At 57.8% G+C, this 18,933-nt stretch carries 18 protein-coding genes and 1 tRNA gene; 11 read left to right on the forward strand and 8 right to left on the reverse strand.

The features are described from left to right. Window positions 1-29: 29 nt before the first annotated feature. Window positions 30-794: an RNA methyltransferase gene (locus tag ACFIOZ_RS03265; protein ID WP_386082265.1), complete on the reverse strand. Its 765-nt coding sequence runs from the start codon at window positions 792-794 to the stop codon at window positions 30-32. Window positions 795-973: 179 nt separating this feature from the next. Here ACFIOZ_RS03265 and ACFIOZ_RS03270 point away from each other — a divergent pair, with 179 nt between their 5' ends. Beyond that, window positions 974-1,768, forward strand: a complete 795-nt coding sequence (locus ACFIOZ_RS03270; protein WP_280105683.1) for an inositol monophosphatase family protein — start codon at window positions 974-976, stop codon at window positions 1,766-1,768. Between the two features lie 161 nt (window positions 1,769-1,929). Here the strand turns inward: ACFIOZ_RS03270 and secF are convergent, their stop codons facing one another. The 5 genes from secF to queA all read right to left on the reverse strand — a co-directional run bounded on the left by secF (window position 1,930) and on the right by queA (window position 7,541). Continuing rightward, window positions 1,930-2,856 (reverse strand): protein translocase subunit SecF, encoded by a 927-nt coding sequence (gene secF / locus ACFIOZ_RS03275; protein ID WP_211595753.1) that lies wholly within the window; start codon window positions 2,854-2,856, stop codon window positions 1,930-1,932. Between the two features lie 34 nt (window positions 2,857-2,890). Further along, a complete protein-coding gene (gene secD, locus ACFIOZ_RS03280; protein WP_386082267.1) occupies window positions 2,891-4,744 on the reverse strand; it encodes a protein translocase subunit SecD in 1,854 nt (617 codons plus the stop codon). 133 nt (window positions 4,745-4,877) lie between these two features. Next, window positions 4,878-5,204 carry a preprotein translocase subunit YajC gene (gene yajC / locus ACFIOZ_RS03285; protein ID WP_071695382.1) on the reverse strand — a complete coding sequence of 109 codons (327 nt, stop codon included), beginning with the start codon at window positions 5,202-5,204 and terminating at the stop codon, window positions 4,878-4,880. 107 nt (window positions 5,205-5,311) lie between these two features. After that, window positions 5,312-6,451 (reverse strand): tRNA guanosine(34) transglycosylase Tgt, encoded by a 1,140-nt coding sequence (gene tgt, locus ACFIOZ_RS03290; RefSeq protein WP_170938552.1) that lies wholly within the window; start codon window positions 6,449-6,451, stop codon window positions 5,312-5,314. 58 nt (window positions 6,452-6,509) lie between these two features. After that, window positions 6,510-7,541, reverse strand: coding sequence for a tRNA preQ1(34) S-adenosylmethionine ribosyltransferase-isomerase QueA (gene queA / locus ACFIOZ_RS03295; protein ID WP_386082270.1), 1,032 nt, complete (start codon window positions 7,539-7,541; stop codon window positions 6,510-6,512). Window positions 7,542-7,655: 114 nt separating this feature from the next. Between queA and ACFIOZ_RS03300 the strand changes: the two genes are divergently transcribed. Next, window positions 7,656-7,742 (forward strand) — tRNA-Leu (locus ACFIOZ_RS03300). Window positions 7,743-7,848: 106 nt separating this feature from the next. Here the strand turns inward: ACFIOZ_RS03300 and ACFIOZ_RS03305 are convergent. Beyond that, window positions 7,849-9,219: a glycosyltransferase gene (locus ACFIOZ_RS03305; RefSeq protein WP_386082272.1), complete on the reverse strand. Its 1,371-nt coding sequence runs from the start codon at window positions 9,217-9,219 to the stop codon at window positions 7,849-7,851. 188 nt (window positions 9,220-9,407) lie between these two features. Between ACFIOZ_RS03305 and ACFIOZ_RS03310 the strand changes: the two genes are divergently transcribed. The 9 genes from ACFIOZ_RS03310 to ACFIOZ_RS03350 all read left to right on the forward strand — a co-directional run bounded on the left by ACFIOZ_RS03310 (window position 9,408) and on the right by ACFIOZ_RS03350 (window position 17,813). Further along, complete coding sequence (locus ACFIOZ_RS03310) at window positions 9,408-10,175, forward strand: helix-turn-helix transcriptional regulator (RefSeq protein ID WP_386082274.1); 768 nt, start codon at window positions 9,408-9,410, stop codon at window positions 10,173-10,175. 149 nt (window positions 10,176-10,324) lie between these two features. Continuing rightward, a complete protein-coding gene (locus ACFIOZ_RS03315; RefSeq protein ID WP_386082276.1) occupies window positions 10,325-10,681 on the forward strand; it encodes a RidA family protein in 357 nt (118 codons plus the stop codon). Window position 10,682: 1 nt separating this feature from the next. After that, window positions 10,683-11,624, forward strand: a complete 942-nt coding sequence (locus ACFIOZ_RS03320; protein WP_386082277.1) for an ornithine cyclodeaminase family protein — start codon at window positions 10,683-10,685, stop codon at window positions 11,622-11,624. A 74-nt stretch (window positions 11,625-11,698) separates the two neighbouring features. Next, on the forward strand, window positions 11,699-12,772 hold the full coding sequence (gene dctP / locus ACFIOZ_RS03325; protein ID WP_386082278.1) for a TRAP transporter substrate-binding protein DctP: 1,074 nt from the start codon (window positions 11,699-11,701) through the stop codon (window positions 12,770-12,772). A gap of 115 nt (window positions 12,773-12,887) precedes the next feature. Further along, window positions 12,888-13,433, forward strand: coding sequence for a TRAP transporter small permease (locus tag ACFIOZ_RS03330; RefSeq protein WP_386082279.1), 546 nt, complete (start codon window positions 12,888-12,890; stop codon window positions 13,431-13,433). Then, entirely contained in the window at window positions 13,430-14,704 is a 1,275-nt protein-coding gene (locus ACFIOZ_RS03335; protein ID WP_386082281.1) for a TRAP transporter large permease, read from the forward strand. Before ACFIOZ_RS03330 ends, ACFIOZ_RS03335 begins: the two co-directional genes overlap by 4 nt. 21 nt (window positions 14,705-14,725) lie before the next feature. Then, the gene (locus ACFIOZ_RS03340; RefSeq protein WP_386082283.1) at window positions 14,726-15,757 is read left to right on the forward strand and encodes a histone deacetylase family protein; all 1,032 of its coding nucleotides are present in this window, start codon (window positions 14,726-14,728) and stop codon (window positions 15,755-15,757) included. Further along, on the forward strand, window positions 15,754-16,860 hold the full coding sequence (locus tag ACFIOZ_RS03345) for a class II histone deacetylase (RefSeq protein WP_386082284.1): 1,107 nt from the start codon (window positions 15,754-15,756) through the stop codon (window positions 16,858-16,860). The genes ACFIOZ_RS03340 and ACFIOZ_RS03345 overlap by 4 nt, the downstream gene beginning before the upstream one ends. Next, window positions 16,857-17,813, forward strand: coding sequence for a branched-chain amino acid transaminase (locus tag ACFIOZ_RS03350; protein WP_386082286.1), 957 nt, complete (start codon window positions 16,857-16,859; stop codon window positions 17,811-17,813). Before ACFIOZ_RS03345 ends, ACFIOZ_RS03350 begins: the two co-directional genes overlap by 4 nt. Here ACFIOZ_RS03350 and ACFIOZ_RS03355 read toward each other — a convergent pair. After that, window positions 17,810-18,913, reverse strand: coding sequence for a pyridoxal phosphate-dependent aminotransferase (locus ACFIOZ_RS03355; protein WP_386082288.1), 1,104 nt, complete (start codon window positions 18,911-18,913; stop codon window positions 17,810-17,812). The two genes, ACFIOZ_RS03350 and ACFIOZ_RS03355, sit on opposite strands and share 4 nt — an antisense overlap. Window positions 18,914-18,933: the final 20 nt, after the last annotated feature.

Raw genomic sequence — 18,933 nt, forward strand, 5'->3', positions numbered from 1 at the left:
TTCAAGTTTAACGCTGCGGCTCTCACTGTTTACGGCTTGGGTGGCTTGATGTTCGCCGCCTTCTCGGTGGCCGACAGAATCCCACGCAGAATATTCATCTCCATACGCTCCGGGCGTGCACGCAGGTAGAGGCGGCGCAGTCTCGCCATTAGCTGCCGTGGCTGATCCGGGTCGTGAAAATCGATGCCAATCAGCGTGCGCTCCAAGTGTTCAAAGTAGCGCTCAAGCTCTGCGTGGGTGGCCAAGTCATCGCTATCGCTGGGCACTGTTGCAGGCGCATCCGCTTGGTCATCTGCTTGATTTAACCAGGCCATGCGACACTCATAGGCGAGTACTTGCACCGCGGCAGCCAGATTGAGCGAGCTAAAGTCGGCATTGGTGGGTATATGCACATGGGCGTGACAGCGCTGTAGCTCGGCGTTGGTCAGGCCGCTGTCTTCGCGGCCAAACACCAGTGCCACACGAGCATCAGTAGCCTGGCACTCGGTAGGCAGGCGGTCAGCTAACTCTCTGGGCGACAGCATTGGCCAGGGCAGGGTGCGCGAGCGAGCGCTGGCACCCACGGCCAGGGTGCAATCAGCAACCGCTTCTTCCAGCGTGGCGTGAACCCTGGCTTGGTGCAGCAGGTGATCCGCACCGGAAGCACGAGAAATACTGTCCTGGGTGATCACTTCACAGCGAGGAGCGACCAGGGCCAAATCGGCCAACCCCATATTGTGCATGGCGCGGGCGACGCCGCCGATGTTGCCGGGATGGCTGGTGCCGATAAGAACAATGCGAATGCGCTCAAGCATGATAAGGCTCGGTGAATAAATAAGGTGATTATTATCGCGTAAAGCTCGCAGTCTAGCATGAGTCGATGGCATGCCCGAGAGCGGTCTGCTAGAATTGCGCGCCAAAGGCGGCCCCTGCGCCTACTTATGCTCTATGCTTAGCATCACGTTCTTTAACATCACTGTCACAAGGCCCGATCATGAATCCGATGGTCCAATTTACGTTGCGTGCTGCACGCGGCGCCGTTGAACACTTCCTACGCGTACGCGAACGTATTGAAAACGCGCACGATGAATTTAACCTTGACCGCCTACTCGACGAGACGGCGCGCAAGGCCGAAGCGACGATTGTTCAGCAGTTGGAGCGCGGTTATCCCCAGCACGGTGTTACCGGCCGCTTCACCCCGCATCGCGCGGGCGAAGGCGAAGGCGCAGATATCGTCTGGAAAATTGAACCAATGCACGGCTACTCCAATTTAGCCGTTGCCGGTAAGGGCTTTGCACTCTCAGTGGTGTGTCTTATCAAAGGTCGTCCCGAGCACGCAGTGATTATCTGCCCGTTCGCCGACGATGAGTATATCGCCAGCCGCGGTCGCGGCGCCCAGCACAACGACAAGCGCATGCGCGTTAGCAAGCCGACCGCCATCAGCGGTACGCGCATGGCCATGAGCCTGCCGGAAGTTTGGCTGCGCCCGCGTAATTTACCTGCCTATTTAACCGTTTCACAGCAGCTTGCCCCGCAGATAGAAAATCTGCTGGCCACGGGCTGTGGGCTGCTGGATTTGTGTGAGCTGGCCACCGGACGGGTGGATAGTGCTTTTGTGCTTGGCTTGGAAGAGCAGGATATGTTGGTCGGCACGCTGTTCCTGAAAGAGGCAGGCGCCTTAATGGGAACGCCGGACGGCCAGCCCACGGTGAAAGTGGAAGGGCAGCTAATGGCCGCTGGACCGCGCCTCTACAAGGCGCTGATCAAGCAGCTAACGCCGCACTTCTAGTCAGCGCGGCTAAGTTTTAAAAACGTAAGCCTTTAAAAGAGTAAGCCTTTAGGGGCGGCAGTTTTAAATCAAAAGCGTCAAAGATGAAAAAAACGCCCCTGCTGGGTTTCCCAGCAGGGGCGTTTTTATAGGCTAGATTAGAGCAGTCGGGAGAGGTGCCGTTAAGGCAGCTCTTCCTCTTCCTCGTCGAGCTCTTTCTTGGTGGGAATCAAATCTTCCCGCGACAGTTTGAGCGGTAGCAGTAGCGCCGCAGCAATATAGATCGATGAGAACGTACCCACCACGATACCGACCAGTAGCGCAATGGCGAAGTTCTCGATCATATCCCCGCCCAACAGTAGCAGCGCGAGCAGCACCAGTACGGTGGTGCCCGAGGTTGCCAGTGTGCGCGAGAGCGTGGCGTTAATCGCCTCATTGAAGATCTGCGGCATGTCGTCGATCCGCGAGGTGCGGATGGCTTCGCGGACGCGATCGTAAACCACGATGGTATCGTTCAACGAGTAGCCGATAACCGCCAGGATCGCCGCCAACACGGTAAGGTCGAAATCGAGCTGAAACAGCGCAAAAACGCCGACCACAATCACTACATCGTGCAGTAGCGCCAGCAGGGCGCCGATCGCAAACTTGTACTGAAAGCGGAAGGCGACGTAGAGCATTACCACGCCGAGGGCGACCAGCATACCCAGCCCACTCTGGTCGCGCAGTTGGTCACCCACCTGGGAGCCAACAAATTCAGAGCGCACAAGATCCACGCTATCGCCACTGGAGCGCAGCAGATTAACGACCTCACCGCCTACGTCGGCATCAAACGCCTGCTGGAGGCGAATCAGTACTTCAGTTGAGGCTCCAAAGGTTTGCACTGAGACATCTTGGAAGCCGCTATCTTCAAGCAGTACCCGGATGGCGTCTAATGAAGGGGCTGCGCCGTAGCGCACCTCAATTAGCGTGCCGCCGGTAAAGTCCAGCCCGAAGTTGAGCTGTAGAATAATGATGGCAGCAATCGACGCGATTAACATGGCAGCCGAGACGATGTACGCAAACTTGCGCCGCCCCATAAAGTCGATTTGCAGATGTGATAGGGGTTTCATTACCACCTCTTAAGTTCTGGGCTAAGCACGTGGACTAAATCCACAGCTTTTTGACGGGTTTGCTGCCATAAACCAAGTTGACCATGGCGCGGGTCACCATTAGAGCGGTGAACAGCGACGTCAAAATGCCGATAGAGAGCGTAACCGCAAACCCTTTGACGGGGCCGGTACCAATTGAAAACAGGATAACGGCTACCAGCAGCGTAGTGATGTTAGCGTCGACGATTGATGAAAAGGCACGTTCGTAGCCAGCTTGGATGGCCTGCTGAACGGACATACCGTTACGCAGCTCTTCGCGTATTCGCTCAAAAATCAGTACGTTAGCATCTACTGCCATGCCCAGTGTCAGCACGATACCGGCAATGCCCGGCAGCGTTAGCGTGGCGCCCAGCATCGACATCACCGCGACCAGCAGCGTTAAGTTCAGTGCCAGGGCGATGTTGGCAAACACACCAAAAACCTTGTAGCGCACCAGCATAAACAGCACGACCAGGAGCAGACCAATCTGCACTGAAAGCAGTCCACGCTCGATATTTTCAGCGCCCAGGCTTGGCCCGATCGTACGCTCTTGCACAAAGTAGATGGGGGCTGCCAGGGAGCCAGAGCGCAGCAGCAAGGCCAGTTCCGCAGCTTCCGTTGGCGAGTCTAACCCGGTGATCCGGAAGCTGTTGCCCAGGGCACTCTGAATCGTCGCCAGGCTAATCAGGCCACGCTCAACATAGGGCTCGCGCTCAATGCTCTCTTCGCCCGTTTCCGGGTCGACCACGACGGTGTCTTCACTCTTATGCTCAATGAACAGCACCGCCATATTGCGACCGATATTGGTGCGCGTGGCGCGATTCATCAGCGTGCCACCGGTGCCATCCAGGTTGATGTTGACCTGGGGGCGGCCATTTTCATCGAAGCTGTTGCTGGCGCTGGAAACGCTATCGCCGGTAATAATCACATCGCGCATTAGCTCTGCTGAGCGCGCAGGGTCGTTACGGAAGTTAAACGTTTCGGTTTCGTTATCCGGTGTATTGTTGCGCGCTTCCAAGCGGAATTCCAGGTTGGCCGTCGCACCGACAATGCGCTTGGCCGCCACCGTGTCTTGAACACCGGGCAGTTCTACAACGATTTGGTTGGGGCCTTGGCGCTGCACCATGGGCTCCGCAACCCCCAGCTCGTTGACCCGGTTGCGCAGGGTGGTCAAGTTCTGGTTGATCGCGTAATCCTGAATTTCGCTGACCGATTGATCGCTAAGCGTCATGACGAGCGTCGAGGAACGACCATCGCCTTCGCTGCTGTATTCAAAGTCAGGGAAATCACGGCTGATCAGGCGCCTCGCTGTATCGCGGTCTTCGCTGCTGGCAAAATCGATCGACAGCGTGCGCTCTTCGACATCGGTATTGCGATAGCGAATACGCTCACTGCGTAGCAGCTCACGCATGGCGCTGGCGTTAACCTCCAGGCGCTGGGTAAGCGCGGCATCCATATCCACTTCGAGCAGGAAGTGCACACCGCCGCGTAAATCAAGGCCCAGTGTCATGGGCGAGGCGGAGAATGCCTGAAGCCATTCGGGGGTGGCTTCGGCGAGGTTCAGCGCTACCGTTGCATCATCGCCTAACAGGTCAGAGACAATGTCGCGCGCGTTGAGTTGATCATCGTCATGGCGCAAACGAATGAGCCACTGCCCGTTCTCTTCTTCCAGGCCTTTGATCTCAATGTCGTTTTCGCTAAGCGCGGTTTCAACGCGGTCTATCTGGCGCGCATCCAGCGAGTCGCCTTGGGCGCTGCTGATTTGGATGGCGGGGTCTTCGGGGAATAGATTGGGAAGCGAGTAGATAAGGCCAACCACCAGGACGACCAGTATCAGTAGATACTTCCACAGGGGGTAACGGTTGAGCATGCAAGCCCTGCCTTCAATTACAAACGGAATGCTGTGCACGGACAAGCCGTGCACAGCAAAGTTCACCATCATTCATACCATGTCACCCCTGCCGGGGTGGCTGGCACTTAATCGGCAGGGGGCGTTACACGGCTTAGATGGACTTGATGGTGCCTTTAGGCAGTACGGCGGCAACGGCGTTCTTCTGCACGTTAACTTCGGTGCCTTCAGAGATCTCGATGGTGAGGAATTCGTCGCTCACCTTAGTGATACGACCCACCAAACCGCCGCCAATGACGATTTCGTCGCCTTTATCCAAGTTCGACACCAGCTGTTTGTGCTGCTTCGCACGCTTGGCCTGGGGGCGCCACAACAGGAAATAGAAAATCAGCACGAAGCCGACCAGCATGACGATTTGCGCAATACCACCGCCAGCAGCGGCTTCTTGGGCATGAGCTGGTGAGATGAAGAAATCCAGCATTGCAGAGAACTCCTGAGTTAGAAAAGCTTAGGTTTTTAGTTGCTTGGTTTTTTTAAACATGGCCAAACAGTTTAAACCACCCGCCAAGGCGCGTGGCGATTAATTCGTCAGGGCTGGCTTAGCGGAGGCACTGGTAAGCCGCGCCGTGCATAGAAGCCTTCCACAAAGGTCGTCAATGTACCCGCTTCAATTGCCGCGCGCAAATCAGCCATTACACGCTGGTAGTAGCGTAAGTTGTGGATGGTATTGAGCATCGAACCGAGCATTTCATTACAGCGATCCAAATGGTGCAAATAGCCCCGCGAGAAATTCTGGCAGGTATGGCAATCGCACTCTTCATCAAGCGGACGGGTGTCAAAACGGTGCTTGGCGTTACGAATTTTGACCGTGCCTTCCGAGGTGAACAGGTGGCCGTTGCGGGCGTTGCGCGTGGGCATTACGCAATCGAACATATCCACACCCCGGCGCACGCCTTCCACCAGGTCTTCAGGTTTGCCGACGCCCATTAAGTAGCGCGGCTTCTCATCAGGCATCCAGGTGGGCAGGTAGTCGAGCACCTTGATCATCTCTTCTTTAGGCTCGCCCACCGAGAGGCCGCCAATCGCCAAACCATCAAAGCCGATCTCCAGCAGCCCTTTAAGCGAGCGCTCGCGCAGCTCTGGGTGCATGCCGCCCTGAATGATACCGAACAGCGCAGAAGGCGAATCGCCGTGGGCGTCCCGCGAACGTTTGGCCCAGCGCAGCGATAGCTCCATGGATTTCTCGGCTTCCTCAAAGGTGGCCGGGTAGGGCGTGCACTCGTCAAAGATCATTACCACATCGGAGCCCAGCGAGCGCTGAACCGCCATGGACTCTTCCGGCCCCATAAAGACTTTGCTGCCATCCACCGGCGAGCGGAAATGCACGCCCTGCTCGGTAATCTTGCGCGTCTCGCCTAGCGAAAAGACCTGGAAGCCGCCGGAGTCGGTGAGAATGGGTTTATCCCACTGGGCAAAGTCATGGAGATCACCGTGGGCTTCGATGACCTCTGTGCCGGGGCGTAACCATAGGTGAAAAGTGTTGCCCAGGATGATTTCAGCGCCGATCTCTTTGACGGAATCTGGCGTCATGCCTTTGACCGTGCCGTAGGTGCCCACCGGCATAAACGCTGGGGTCTCTACTGTGCCGCGGGGGAAGTGGAGGCGGCCACGGCGGGCGCGGCCATCGTCGGCCAGGCGCTCAAAGCGCATAAAGCATTCGTTTCGCATATAAATTAACTCGTTAATCTCGTTCGTTTGGCGCGACGGGGCAGGGTTGGGTCGGCCGCTAGCGGGTCAGCAGCATGGCATCGCCATAGCTAAAAAATGCATAGCGCTCGGCCACTGCCCGTTGGTAGGCGTGCATGGTGGTGTCATAGCCCACAAAGGCGGAGACCAGCATCAGCAGCGTCGATTCAGGCAAATGGAAATTGGTAATTAAAGCATCCACACAGCGCCACTGGTAACCGGGGTAGATAAAAATGTCGGTGTCACCACTATAGGGCGCGATCTGCCCATCGCTGCTTTTCATGCAGGCGCTTTCCAGGCAGCGCACGCTGGTGGTGCCGACCGCCACTACGCGCTTACCTGCTGCCAGGGTCTCGCGCACTTGCTGGCAGGTCTCTTCGCTAACCTCGATCCACTCGCTGTGCATATGGTGTTCAAGAATATTGTCCACCCGCACCGGCTGAAAGGTGCCCGCGCCCACATGCAGGGTAACAAAGGCGCGGTTAATACCTTTATCCGCCAGGGCATCCAGCAGCGGCTGATCAAAATGCAATCCTGCGGTCGGCGCAGCGACGGCACCATCACGCCGAGCGTACACGGTCTGGTAGCGCTCACGGTCACTGAGCTCATCTTCCCGGGTAATATAGGGCGGCAGCGGCATATGGCCGTGCTTTTCCAGCAGCGCAATCAGCGGCGTATCGCCTAGAAAACGCAGCTCGAACAGCGCGTCGCGGCGGCCTTCCACAATGGCATGAACATCGCCTTCGAAAATCAGCTCGGTACCGGGTTTCGGCGATTTACTTGAGCGAATATGCGCCAAGCCACGGTGGGCATCCAGCGGGCGCTCCAGCAGCATCTCCACCTTACCGCCGCTGGCCTTATGGCCATGCAGGCGCGCCGGAATCACTCGGGTGTCGTTAAACACCAGCAGGTCGCCGGGCTCCAGAAGCTCAAGCAAATCAGGAAAACGGCGGTGTTCCAGCGCACCGCTCTGGCCATCCACGCACAGCAAACGGCAGTCGCTACGCTGCTCAGAAGGGTAGCGAGCAATTAATTCGTCGGGTAGCTCGTAATGAAAATCCGCGCGCTGCATGGCGTATAACTCTTAGCGTTGATCAAACAGGCGGCATAGGATAGCGCTTTGGCTGGATAAAGTCAGTCAATGTGATTGACCTAACTAGAAAATTACGTATACTACGCACGCATTGCCGGTATGGCGGAATTGGTAGACGCAGCGGATTCAAAATCCGCCGCCTTTACGGGTGTGCCAGTTCGAGTCTGGCTACCGGCACCAAATTTAAAATCAGGCGCTTAGGCGCCTTTTTTTGTGTCTGTCATTTGTGCTTTTCACTCCGAAATGTCTGAATGTGTCCACAAAGTGTCAACGGCGATTCCGGCACTTACTTCCTCGCATCAGCCAAACGCTCAGCCGCAAGCCTTCGATAAAGCCTCACGAGTTCCGCGCTTTTGACGTCTTCGTGCCAGCTAGCAGCGTAGGTTTGGGCGCGTTCGGCGAGCTGTTGACGCAGGGTCTCATCGCTGAGTAGACGACTGACCTTAGCGGCGAAGTCGTCATGATTCTCCTCGGCGATCAGGCAGCCTGCTCCTTCTTTCAATACATCCAACGTACCCATCATGGCGGTGGAGACCACCGGCGTGCCGAGTGCCATTGCTTCCAGCAGTACCAGTCCCTGAGTTTCCGTGCGCGATGCAAACACAAAAACGTCGGCGGCGCGGTAGGCGGCTTGCAGTGGGCCGTGGCGGTCGAGATAACCGAGAAACAGCACTGCGTCTGCCACACCCACTTCCTGGGCGCGCTGAACAAGCGAGCCATGGGCCGGGCCTTCGCCGGTAATAATCAGCCGGGTGGTGGGGTGTTCGGCTAATACCTTAGGCAGCATGTCGATCAGAAAGTCTATGTTCTTCTCAAATGCGGCGCGGCCTACATAAAGCAGCAGTCGCGCTTCCTGGGGCAGGCCGTAGTGGCATCGAAAGTCGTTGTCATGCTGAGCTCCCTGTGTTTGGCAGAACGACTCCAGCGAAAGGCCGGTGGGAATCACCTTGGTTGGCGTGGTTACACCGTAAAGAGTGAGCGCTTGCTGCATTGCTTGGGAGGGCGCTACTAAGGCGTCGAGCTGCTGGCACTGGTGTACCGAAAGCCGACGTGCGGCAAGGCGCAGCCAGCGTCGTGGAAGCCAGTGGATATAGTGGTGAATATACTCCTCAAACAGGGTGTGGTAGGTCGCAACCACCGGAAGCCCGAGCCGACGACCCAGGGCAATACCGGCATAGTGGGCGGTAAAGGGCGTGTGGACATGAATAAGGTCAAACGTCACATCTGCAAGCTGCGGTGTCAGGGCGAGCAGATCACGATAGCGCATCATACGATCTTCCGGATCGCCGGGTATCCGGCGCGAACGGATGCGCATCACGCCTGGTTCGTCCACTTTGCCCAACGGGTAGTCGGGGCAGATCAGCGTGACCGAGTGGCCCAGGCGTTCAAGGGCGCCACGAAAGCTGGCGATAGACGTAGACACGCCGTTGACGCGTGGGAAGTAGACATCCGAGATCATCAATATTTTCATGCTTCCCGGCTGCGCTTCAGCCGGTGACGCCGTTGCGTGAAGCAGCGCCAACGCAGATGCCTGCCGCGTCTGGCGGTCAGCTTCACGCTGCCGGTGCAGCGCATTGCCGTTGGCTAACTGGGTGAGAGCCGCGACTTCCTGGTCACTGAGAGAAGCGCTTAGAGGAGTGCGTCGACGCTGTGGCATGTTGTTTGAACTCTAATGGCCGCTTATTTCCACCCTAACCCGAGCCCATGACTGGCAGATGACAGCTTTTCATCCGCATGACGCCACTCCGGGAGAGCGTTTGCCCACAGTTGGCTACCCCCTCGCTTTTTGCTGCTTAGCCGTTTTATAGTGAATAACTCGCATTCGATGAAAGATGGTATTTCACCATGGCCCTTTTTGAGCTGCATAGCCGTAACTTAGCCCAAGAGCAGGTGGCCCATACTCACGACTTTCACCAGCTGATTTTGGCCACCTGTGGCGTCACAGAGCTCTCCATGGAAGGGCACGGAGAAAGGGTGACCGCCCGCCGTGGCTGTCTGATTCCCTCGTCGCGTCATCACGAGTTTCAAGGTGATGGCAGCAACCGTACCTTGGTGCTGGATATCCCGGTTGCGCACTTGGCCACGCTTGAAAAAGGCAGCGAGATTGAGCGCCTGTTCGATAAGCCGCGCTTTTTTAGCGTGCCTCCGGCGTTAAATCAGCTTACTCACGCCCTGGCCAATCAGCTTGAACAGTGCCCGGCGCTACAGAATGAAATTGCGATTCTGCTGCTGCGCGCGCTTTATATGTATTTGCAGGATGCGACGCCCACCGCCGCTGGACAGCTGGGGCAGCACTGTATTAGTGAACGCCTAGACCTAGCCCGTTTGGATGCCTGGCTGGATCAACACCTGGCCGACGAGATCCGTGTAGAGCAGCTCGCCGCGCTGTGTGCCTTGAGCCCAGGTCATTTTCATAGCTGTTTTCGTGAGCTGACCGGCGTCACGCCGCTGGCCTATGTGCAGCGCAGGCGCTTAGAGCATGCCCGCACCTTGGTTCGCCACAGCACACTCAGCTTGGGGCATATCGCTATGCTGGTCGGCTTTCGCGACCAGGGCAGTTTCTCCCGCGCTTATCGGCGCTACTTTGAGATCTCCCCTTCCACAGACCGTTAGTGCCCTCCCTCCCGTTCGGTTCTCCCTGAAAGCTGCCTGCATGACTTACGGGCAAATCTACCTCAGTGTCGGGCAAGTAATTTGTTGCCGTGCGCTTTAATCTTTGAAGAAGCCTTATATCAGAAAAGCTTTTTTCAAGGAGAAGCACCATGGGCGTTACCTATCAAGACAGCAATGCACGCATGAGCCAAGTGGCAGTTCACAACGGCACCGTTTACCTCGCAGGCCAAGTGCCTGCAGATGCCACGGCGGATATGCGTGGTCAAACCGAGCAAGTGCTGGCGCGTATTGATCAACTGCTAGCCCAAGCGGGCACCTCGAAAGAGCATCTGATTTCAGCGCAAATCTGGGTCACCAGCATGGCGGAGTTCGACCAGATGAACGCTGCTTGGGACGCTTGGGTCGTACCTGGTCGCCCGCCCGTACGTGCAGCGCTGGAAGCCCAGCTCGCCAAGCCCGAATGGAAAGTGGAAATCATGGTGGTAGCCGCGCTGCTGGAGGCCTGATATGCGGGTTGTTTCTGCCCAAGAGGTCGCTCGCCATCTGACGTGGGAGGGCTTGATCAAGCGGCTACACACCACCTTCGTGAATGGCGTGGAGTCGCCGCCGCGTCATCATCACGCCATGCACCGGCCGGATGGCGAAGCCACCATGCTATTAATGCCCGCCTGGGAAGCGGCGGGCTATATCGGCGTGAAAATGGTCAACGTATTCCCGCAAAACGCCGACCACGGTATTCCAGCAATCTCCGGGCTATACCTACTCAGCGAGGGCAAGCACGGCCAGCCGCTAGCCTGTATCGATGGCAGCGAGTTAACCCGGCGTCGTACGGCGGCAGCCTCCGCGCTGGCCGCCCAAGCCTTGGCGAATGAGAACGCAGAAACGCTGCTGGTCGTGGGCACGGGCAAGCTGGCGCCCATGGTGATCGAAGCCCACGCCAGCGTGCGACCTATCAAACGGGTGCTAATTTGGGGGCGTAACCCCAGCAAAGCGGCGGCGATTGCCGATGAGTACGCCGAGCGCTTTGAGACCCAGGTGGTGGAAGAGCTCGCAGATGCGGTAGCCGAGGCGGACATCATCAGCTGCGTCACGCTCTCCACCCAGCCGCTAATAAAGGGTGAGTGGCTGACACCCGGCACTCACCTGGATTTGATCGGTGCTTTTCGTCCGCAGATGCGCGAAACCGATGCCTTATGCCTACGCCGCGCGGAGGTGTTTGTGGACACCTACGCCGGTGCCAAAGGCGAAGCGGGCGATATTCTGCAAGCCATCGATGAAGGTGAGTTCCAGTTCGAGCAGATCCAGTCAGAGCTTGCCGAGGTGCTCACCAGGGCCAAGCCGGGCCGCTCTAAACCGGAAGCGATCACGCTTTTCAAATCAGTAGGCGCTTCACTTGAAGACTTAGCGGCGGCGATAGAAGTATGGGAGTCACTGCCCGCACAACCATAACAAGACCGACATCGCTACCGAGTAGCACCGCCAGTCATAACGAAGACCGACCAATAATCAAAACGAGGTGTGTTATGAACGCTAAAAAAACCGTATTTATCGCCGCGCTGGCGGCACTGCCGCTGGCCATCGCCAGCACCAATGCCCAGGCACAATCCTATGAAATGGTGATCGCCACGCAGCTGCCGGAAGACATGAGCAATAACGAGATCTATCCGGCGCTGGTGCACTTCAAAAACCTGGTGGAAGCACGCACCGACGGCGACTTGGAAGTCACTATCTTCGGCGGTGGCCAGTTAGGTTCCGAGGTGGAGAACGGCTCGGAAGTGCAGGGCGGTCGAACGCTGCAGTCGACGATTATGTCCGCCGGGGCGATGTCCTCCTTCTACGAAGATTATCAGGCCGTCACAGCACCGTTCCTGTTTACCAACTGGCGCCAGGCGTGGAGCTTCTTTGATAGCGAATGGTTTGCTGACTTTATGTCTGGCACCGTCGACGCCGCCGATATGCGCTATTTGGGCACCTTCGACGATGGCGGCGGTTTTGTCGCCTTTACCAATAACGTGCGCTTGATTGAGACCGTCGAAGACTTGGAAGGGCTCAATATTCGTACCGAAGAGAACCCTGCCCACGTGGCGATTATGCGCTCGCTGGGCGCCTCCGCTACACCGCTACCTTGGGGCGAGCTGATCACCGCGCTGGAAACCGGTCTTGCCGATGGTCAGTTCAATGCGCCTGTGCTTAACACCACCTTTAACTTCGATGCAGTCACTGACTACACCACCCTCACCGGACATGTGTACAACAGTGCGCCCTGGGTGGTCAGCGAGTCGTGGTACCAGTCGCTGCCGGAAGAGCATCAGCAGGCGGTGATCAGCTCCGCTCGGGAAGCGATTCAACTGAGCCACGGCATGTCTGGCGCACTGGCGACCGCGAGTTGGGTGGAGTCCTGCGAGCGTTTTGAAGAGTGCTACCTGATGCCTGACGCCGAGCGTGAGCGGATGGCGGAAATTGCCCGCCCTGCCTGGCAAGAGTGGATCGTCGATGACTTCGGCATGGACGAAACCCGCGTACAGGGATTGCTGGACGAAGTCGAGCGCGTTGGTCAGCAACTGGCAGAAGACGACTACCGCACTTATGGTCAATAAATGCAGGGCCAATAAAACCAGGGCCAATAAAGCTGGTGTCAAAAAACAGGGTCGATAACGGTAAGTGATAGATAAATGCTGGGGCTATACCAATGCCCCAGCGTGAGGAAAAGCCATGGATGTTTTAACTCCTTTGCGCCGCTTGAGCGACTTGGTCAATCAGGTGGCCATCGTGGTGTGTGTGGGCTGTATCCTGGCGATGCTGGGAATTTCTTTTACCGCCTTTCTCTACAAACTGATAACAGGCAGTACGCTGAGCTGGACTTACTCGCTGGCGCGGCTGTTTCTGCCCTGGATCGGTTTTCTCTCCATGACCATTTCGCTGCGCTATGGCGAGCACGTCGCTATGACGCTGCTGGTTCGCAGTTTGCCCCGCGTGATGGTGCAAGTGGCTGCTGGGCTCTGTTTGGCGGTCATCGGACTGTTTGCACTAATGCTCACCTGGTACGGCTGGGGCTATTTCACCAGCGCCACCCAGGTCTACATGGTTTCCGACCAAATCCGCATCCCTAGTAAGTTCACCGCAATTGTGGTGCCCATCAGCGGCGTCATGATGCTGCTACACCTTGTGCAAGGTTTTGCTCTGCTGGAACACTTTATTGATGAGCAGGACGTGATTGGCGAACTCATCGACACCAATGACCGGGAGCATCAAGCATGACGCCTGCGATTATTGCTTTTGTGCTGCTGTTGTTTATCGGCGCGCCGGTAGCCGTGGTAATGGCCATGTCAGGGCTGGCAGGTGGGTTTGCCATGGGGGGAGAGCGTATGCTCGGCATCATTGCCGATCGCATGTTCTCCGGTGTATCGGGGTTTCTGCTGATCGCCGTGCCCTACTTTATTTTCACCGCTGAGCTGATGAACCAGGGTGGATTGACCCAAAAGTTAATCGCGTTTAACAATGCGCTGTTCGGCCGGGTACGCGGCTCCCTCTCCCATGTGAATATCTCGGTCTCGGTGTTCTTTGCCGGCCTCACCGGCGCGGCGGTCACTGACACCGTGGCGATTGGCAAAATCATGATCCCTGAAATGAAAAGGCAGGGCTACGACGCCGAGTACGCCGCCGCGGTCACCGCCTGCTCTTCAATCATTGGGCCGATTATTCCGCCCAGCGTGGTGATGGTGGTCTACGCTACTCTGCTGCGGGATATCTCGGTAATTGACCTGTTCGCGGGCGGTATTATCCCCGGCTTGTTAATGGCGCTGGCGCTGCTGGGCGTTAGCTTTTTTCTGGCCTGGAAACGCAACTATCCCAAGCAAGCACCCACACCCTTCAAAGCGGCGATCGTCGCCTTTCTAGTCGCGCTGCCCGCCATGGTAGTGCCGCTGATTATTCTTGGTGGGATACTCTCGGGGCTCACCACGATTACCGAAGCCTCGGGGTTTGCGGCGGTTTACGCCATCGTCATTGGCGTGGTGTTCTACCGTAATCTTACCTGGCGCAAAATCTGGGATGCGCTGGTGACCACGGTACGTTTTTCCGGCGTGGTATTTTTTCTCCTGGCAACCTCGGCGGTATTGGGCTGGTTCGTTACCCGCTCAGGGATAGCCCGGGATGCGGCCAGCATGATCACCACCTTTAGCGATGCAGCCTTTGTGCAGCTGATGCTGGTGTGTCTGCTACTCTTGTTGATTGGCACGGTGATGGATGTGCTGCCCGCGTTGGTGGTCATTGCGCCGGTGCTGGTGCCAGCGATGATCCAGCTGGGCTTTGACCCGCTCCACTTCGCGATCCTTATGATCGTGGTGCTCAATATCTCCAACGTGACACCGCCAGTGGGGATGACACTGATGACCGCCGCGCGAATAGCCGAGGTGCCTTATGAACGGGCAATCGTGGCATCGCTGCCGTTCTACGTGTCGTTTCTGGTGGTGATTGTGTTGCTGGCGGCGTTTCCAGCGCTCTCTACCTGGATTCCGTCACTGCTGTAATTTAGCTAAGGACTGCGACCCATGAAGTGTTTTTATCACCCTGACCAGGCGTTGCATGCGCCGCCGACGTTTCTGCTGCGCGGCCAGCCTGCGCCCTCTCCGGAAGGGCCGCTGCGCGCCGAGCTGCTGAGCCAAGGGTTGGCGGGCGCGGGGCTAACGCTAACCACGCCCAGCGAGGCGGATTCACCCAAGCTACGTAAGCGCTTAGAGCAAATCCATACGCCGCGTTACCTGAGGTTTCTGGATACGATTTACGCTCGTTGGCAGGCGCTCCCCAACGCGGCGGAGGTGGTGGCGCCCAATATCCACCCCTGCGGCGGCGGACACCACTACCCGCGCCACCCGATTGGGCAGGCGGGGTGGCACCTTCACGATATGGCCTGCCCGCTAAGCGCGACCAGCTTTCAAGGCGCGCTGGCCTCGGCCGCTAGCGCCGAAGCGGCGGCAGAAGAGGTGCTTAATGGCGCACCAACGGCCTACGCACTGTGCCGACCGCCGGGTCATCATGCCGGGCCTGAGCGCGCCGGGGGGTTTTGCCTATTGAACAATTCAGCGCTGGCCGCCACGGTGCTGCGCGAGCGCTTTGCTAAAGTGGCGATCATTGACGTGGACTTGCACCATGGCAACGGCACCCAGGATATTTTTTATAAACGCAGCGATGTGTGGACAGGTTCGCTGCACGCTGACCCTAGCGATTTTTATCCCTTCTTTTGGGGCGGCGCTGATGAAGAGGGCTGCGAGGAGGGCGTAGGCGCTAACGTTAATCTGCCCTTGCCGGTAGGCGGCGATGGAGACGTTTATCTTGATGCCCTGGCGATTCTGATTGATCACCTACAGCGCTACGAGCCAGAGGCCGTGGTCGTCGCATTAGGCTTAGACGCCCACAAGGATGACCCGCTGGCAGGGCTCAGCGTGGAAACAGAAGCCTTTGTCGAGCTTGGTAAACGTTTGGCTGCGCTGGCGCTGCCCACCGTTGTGGTGCAAGAAGGCGGCTACCCCACCGAACACCTAAGCGCCAACCTGGCTGCTTTTATGCAGGGTTTTACAGCATGAGCAGCACCGGTTTTTACTGGCACGAACGCTGCTTTTGGCATGACTTGGGCGCCATTGGCGTGTTCTCCGCACCCGGCGAGTTCCTGCAGCCCCAGGCCGCTTCGGAAAGCCCCGAGAGCAAACGACGGCTGAAAAATATTCTTGAAGTTAGCGGGTTAATTGACGAACTCCACGTGGGGAAACCGACGGCCGCGACGCTGGACGATCTGCTGCGCTTTCATACCCCGCGTTATTTAGATCAGCTACAGGCGGGGGATAAAGCCCGAGGCGGCAACGGCGGCGACTGTGCACCTTATATGCCGGGCAGTTGGGCAGCAGCAACACACTCCGCAGGGCTAGCTGTCGCTGCTGTTGAAGCCGTGGCGCTGGGGGAGGTGGGTAATGCCTACGCCCTTTGTCGCCCGCCGGGCCACCATGCAGAAGCCGATCAAGGCCGTGGATTCTGCCTACTGGGTAATATCCCCGTGGCGGTAATGCGCGCCCGCGCCTTGGGGCAGGTTAACCGCGTGGCGATACTCGATTGGGATGTTCACCACGGTAACGGCCAACAGGCGGCGTTTTATAGCGAGCCCGACGTGCTGACCCTCTCAATCCATCAAGCCGCAAACTACCCGCTGGAAACCGGCAGCTTTGACGAACAGGGCGAAGGCGCAAGCCTGGGTGCCAATCTCAATCTGCCGCTGCCCCCTGGCTGTGGACTAGGTGCCTATGCTTACGCCATGGAAAAGCTGGTGCTGCCCGCACTGGAAGCCTTTAAGCCCGAACTCATCGTGGTGGCCTGCGGTTACGATGCTTGCGCCAAAGATCCCTTAGGCAAGATGCTGCTCAACAGCCAAGCGTTCGCCACCATGACCGGTCAGCTAAAGGCGTTAGCCGAGCGCTGCTGTGAAGGCAAGCTGGTGTTTATTCACGAAGGTGGCTACTCCGAAGGCTATGTGCCGCTGTGCGGCCACGCGGTGATCCAAACCCTGGCGGGTAGTGCGATTAGCGTGCCCGACCCGCAAAACGATGAAATTGCCGCTTGGGGCTATCAGGCCCTACAACCGCACCAGCAAACCTTAATTGATAGCTGGCGCCAACAGTGGGAGCAAGCAAACCAATGACACCGCTTTATGACCGCGATGGCTGGATTTGGCAGGATGGCGAATGGCGCGCGTGGCGCGACGCCAAGGTGCATGTGTTGTCTCATACACTGCACTACGGCATGGGCTGTTTCGAGGGCGTACGCGCTTATGCTGGCCCCAACGGAACGCATCTTTTCAGAGCCGCTGAACATACCCGCCGTTTGGCAGAGAGCGCTCATTCGCTGGATATGCCGCTGCCGTTTAGCGAAACGGAACTGATAGAAGCCCAGCGCCAGTGCCTGGCGAAAAACAACCTGCGCAGCGCCTACCTTAAGCCCACGGTGTTTTTCGGCGCGGAAGGTATGGGATTGCGTGCTAAAGGATTAACCACCCACGTCATGGTGGCCGCCTGGGATTTAGGCCCCTACATTTCGCCTCAGGCCGCGACCCACGGCTTGCGCGCACTGACCTCCTCCTGGGCGCGTCACCACGTCAATATCAGCCTCTGCCGAGCGAAAACCAACGGTCACTACGTTAACTCGATACTGGCACTCAATACCGCGATCAAAGCCGGGTTTGATGAAACCATTATGCTTGACCCGGAGGGCTATGTGGCTGAGGCCTCGTCGTCTAACGTCTTCTTGCTTCGCGATGGCGTGCTGCACACCCCAGAAGTGACTTCCTGCCTGCAAGGCATCACTCGGGATAGCGTGATTCAACTGGCGCAAAAAGTGCTGGGCATTGAAGTGCGCGAGCGTCGGATCACCCGTGATGAGCTCTACACCGCCGACGAGGCATTCCTAACCGGCACCGCCGCTGAGATACTGCCGCTTCGCGAGCTGGATGGTCGCCGCATTGGTGGACGTGCTGGCGCACCACCCGTTAACGAACCCATCAGCCAAGACAGCGTGACGGCACAACTGCAGGGCTTATATCGCCAAGCGGTGCGCGGAGAGCTGGATGAGTTCAGGCATTGGTTAACGCTGGCTTAAGCCTTAATCGCCTGTTCGAGAGCCGCCAATCTTCCCGGCTCCAACGCTGCTTGTACCGCGGTAATACGAATCACATTGGCAAGCTCTGGATGCGCCAAGCGAGCAACGAGCACGCCTTCGGCGAGTAGCTGCTGGTGCACCTCTGCGGCGAGCTCAGCGCTGGGCAGGCGAATGCCGATAAAGTTGGTGGCGCTGGGCAGCACGTCGGCACCGAGGGCGTGAAAGTGCTCCGCCAACTGCTCACGACGCGCCTTCACATCGGCGACGTGTTGATGCACTTCGTCAGGATGATCAAGCACCACTTCGGCGGCGGCCAGGGTCAGTGACGATACCGCGTAGTGAATACGCACCTTCATCATCATCGCCAACACGTTAGGGTCGGCGATAGCGTAGCCGATGCGCAGCCCCGCCAGGCCGTGGGCCTTGGAAAGCGTGCGTAGACGAATCACTCCTGGGATTGCTTTGCCAGCGAACTCGCTGTTGGCATCGTCGCGGAAGTCCCCGTAGGCTTCGTCCAGCAGCAGCCAGCAGGTATCGGGCAGCGCCTCGCGCAGCTCGAGGATGGCGCTGTCGCTGTGTAAGTGGCCGCTGGGGTTATCCGGATTGGCCAGATAAACCAAGCGGGCGTTTTCCTGATGGGCAGCGGCGGCCAGGGCTTCCAGATCGGGCGCCAGGACGCCGGGCGCTTCATAATAGCTGGGCTCAACCAAGTGGCACCCCTGGCCTTTGGCGAAATAGCCAAAGGTGGGGTAGGTACCTGCGGTGCCCACCACGCTTTCACCCGGTTCGCAGGTAGTGCGCAGCGCCAGGGCGATCAGACTGTCAGCACCCGCATCCACCAGTAGCGTTTCCAGCGGGATACCTTGCTGAGCGCTCAAACGTTGGCGTACGCCCAGGGCTTCTGAATCGCCGTAGCAGTAAACGTGTTCGACCAGGGCATCGCCAAAGTGCTTGCGCAGGGCGCGGTGGGGCATATCCAGACCTTCGTTAGAGCCCAGCCGATGGGGGATTTCCTTGCCAAGTCGGCGTTCTAACACCTTAATGCCCGGAAACGGATTAACAGGGCCTTCACTGTATAAGTGGTTGGGGTAGCGGGGCATGTTGATATCCTAAAAAAACA

The sequence above is a fragment of the Vreelandella sp. F11 genome, from assembly GCF_042466685.1.
Classification (GTDB): Bacteria; Pseudomonadota; Gammaproteobacteria; order Pseudomonadales; family Halomonadaceae; genus Vreelandella.

Bases quoted from the DNA above. Each gene is read 5' to 3' on its own strand.
- ACFIOZ_RS03305 (WP_386082272.1), bottom strand. From the start codon at position 9,219: ATGCCACAGCGTCGACGCACTCCTCTAAGCGCTTCTCTCAGTGACCAG.
- queA (WP_386082270.1), bottom strand. From the start codon at position 7,541: ATGCAGCGCGCGGATTTTCATTACGAGCTACCCGACGAATTAATTGCT.
- ACFIOZ_RS03345 (WP_386082284.1), top strand. From the start codon at position 15,754: ATGAGCAGCACCGGTTTTTACTGGCACGAACGCTGCTTTTGGCATGAC.
- ACFIOZ_RS03330 (WP_386082279.1), top strand. From the start codon at position 12,888: ATGGATGTTTTAACTCCTTTGCGCCGCTTGAGCGACTTGGTCAATCAG.
- ACFIOZ_RS03270 (WP_280105683.1), top strand. From the start codon at position 974: ATGAATCCGATGGTCCAATTTACGTTGCGTGCTGCACGCGGCGCCGTT.
- ACFIOZ_RS03355 (WP_386082288.1), bottom strand. From the start codon at position 18,913: ATGCCCCGCTACCCCAACCACTTATACAGTGAAGGCCCTGTTAATCCG.
- ACFIOZ_RS03315 (WP_386082276.1), top strand. From the start codon at position 10,325: ATGGGCGTTACCTATCAAGACAGCAATGCACGCATGAGCCAAGTGGCA.
- ACFIOZ_RS03340 (WP_386082283.1), top strand. From the start codon at position 14,726: ATGAAGTGTTTTTATCACCCTGACCAGGCGTTGCATGCGCCGCCGACG.
- ACFIOZ_RS03310 (WP_386082274.1), top strand. From the start codon at position 9,408: ATGGCCCTTTTTGAGCTGCATAGCCGTAACTTAGCCCAAGAGCAGGTG.
- yajC (WP_071695382.1), bottom strand. From the start codon at position 5,204: ATGCTGGATTTCTTCATCTCACCAGCTCATGCCCAAGAAGCCGCTGCT.
- ACFIOZ_RS03350 (WP_386082286.1), top strand. From the start codon at position 16,857: ATGACACCGCTTTATGACCGCGATGGCTGGATTTGGCAGGATGGCGAA.
- ACFIOZ_RS03335 (WP_386082281.1), top strand. From the start codon at position 13,430: ATGACGCCTGCGATTATTGCTTTTGTGCTGCTGTTGTTTATCGGCGCG.
- tgt (WP_170938552.1), bottom strand. From the start codon at position 6,451: ATGCGAAACGAATGCTTTATGCGCTTTGAGCGCCTGGCCGACGATGGC.
- ACFIOZ_RS03320 (WP_386082277.1), top strand. From the start codon at position 10,683: ATGCGGGTTGTTTCTGCCCAAGAGGTCGCTCGCCATCTGACGTGGGAG.
- ACFIOZ_RS03265 (WP_386082265.1), bottom strand. From the start codon at position 794: ATGCTTGAGCGCATTCGCATTGTTCTTATCGGCACCAGCCATCCCGGC.
- dctP (WP_386082278.1), top strand. From the start codon at position 11,699: ATGAACGCTAAAAAAACCGTATTTATCGCCGCGCTGGCGGCACTGCCG.
- secD (WP_386082267.1), bottom strand. From the start codon at position 4,744: ATGCTCAACCGTTACCCCCTGTGGAAGTATCTACTGATACTGGTCGTC.
- secF (WP_211595753.1), bottom strand. From the start codon at position 2,856: ATGAAACCCCTATCACATCTGCAAATCGACTTTATGGGGCGGCGCAAG.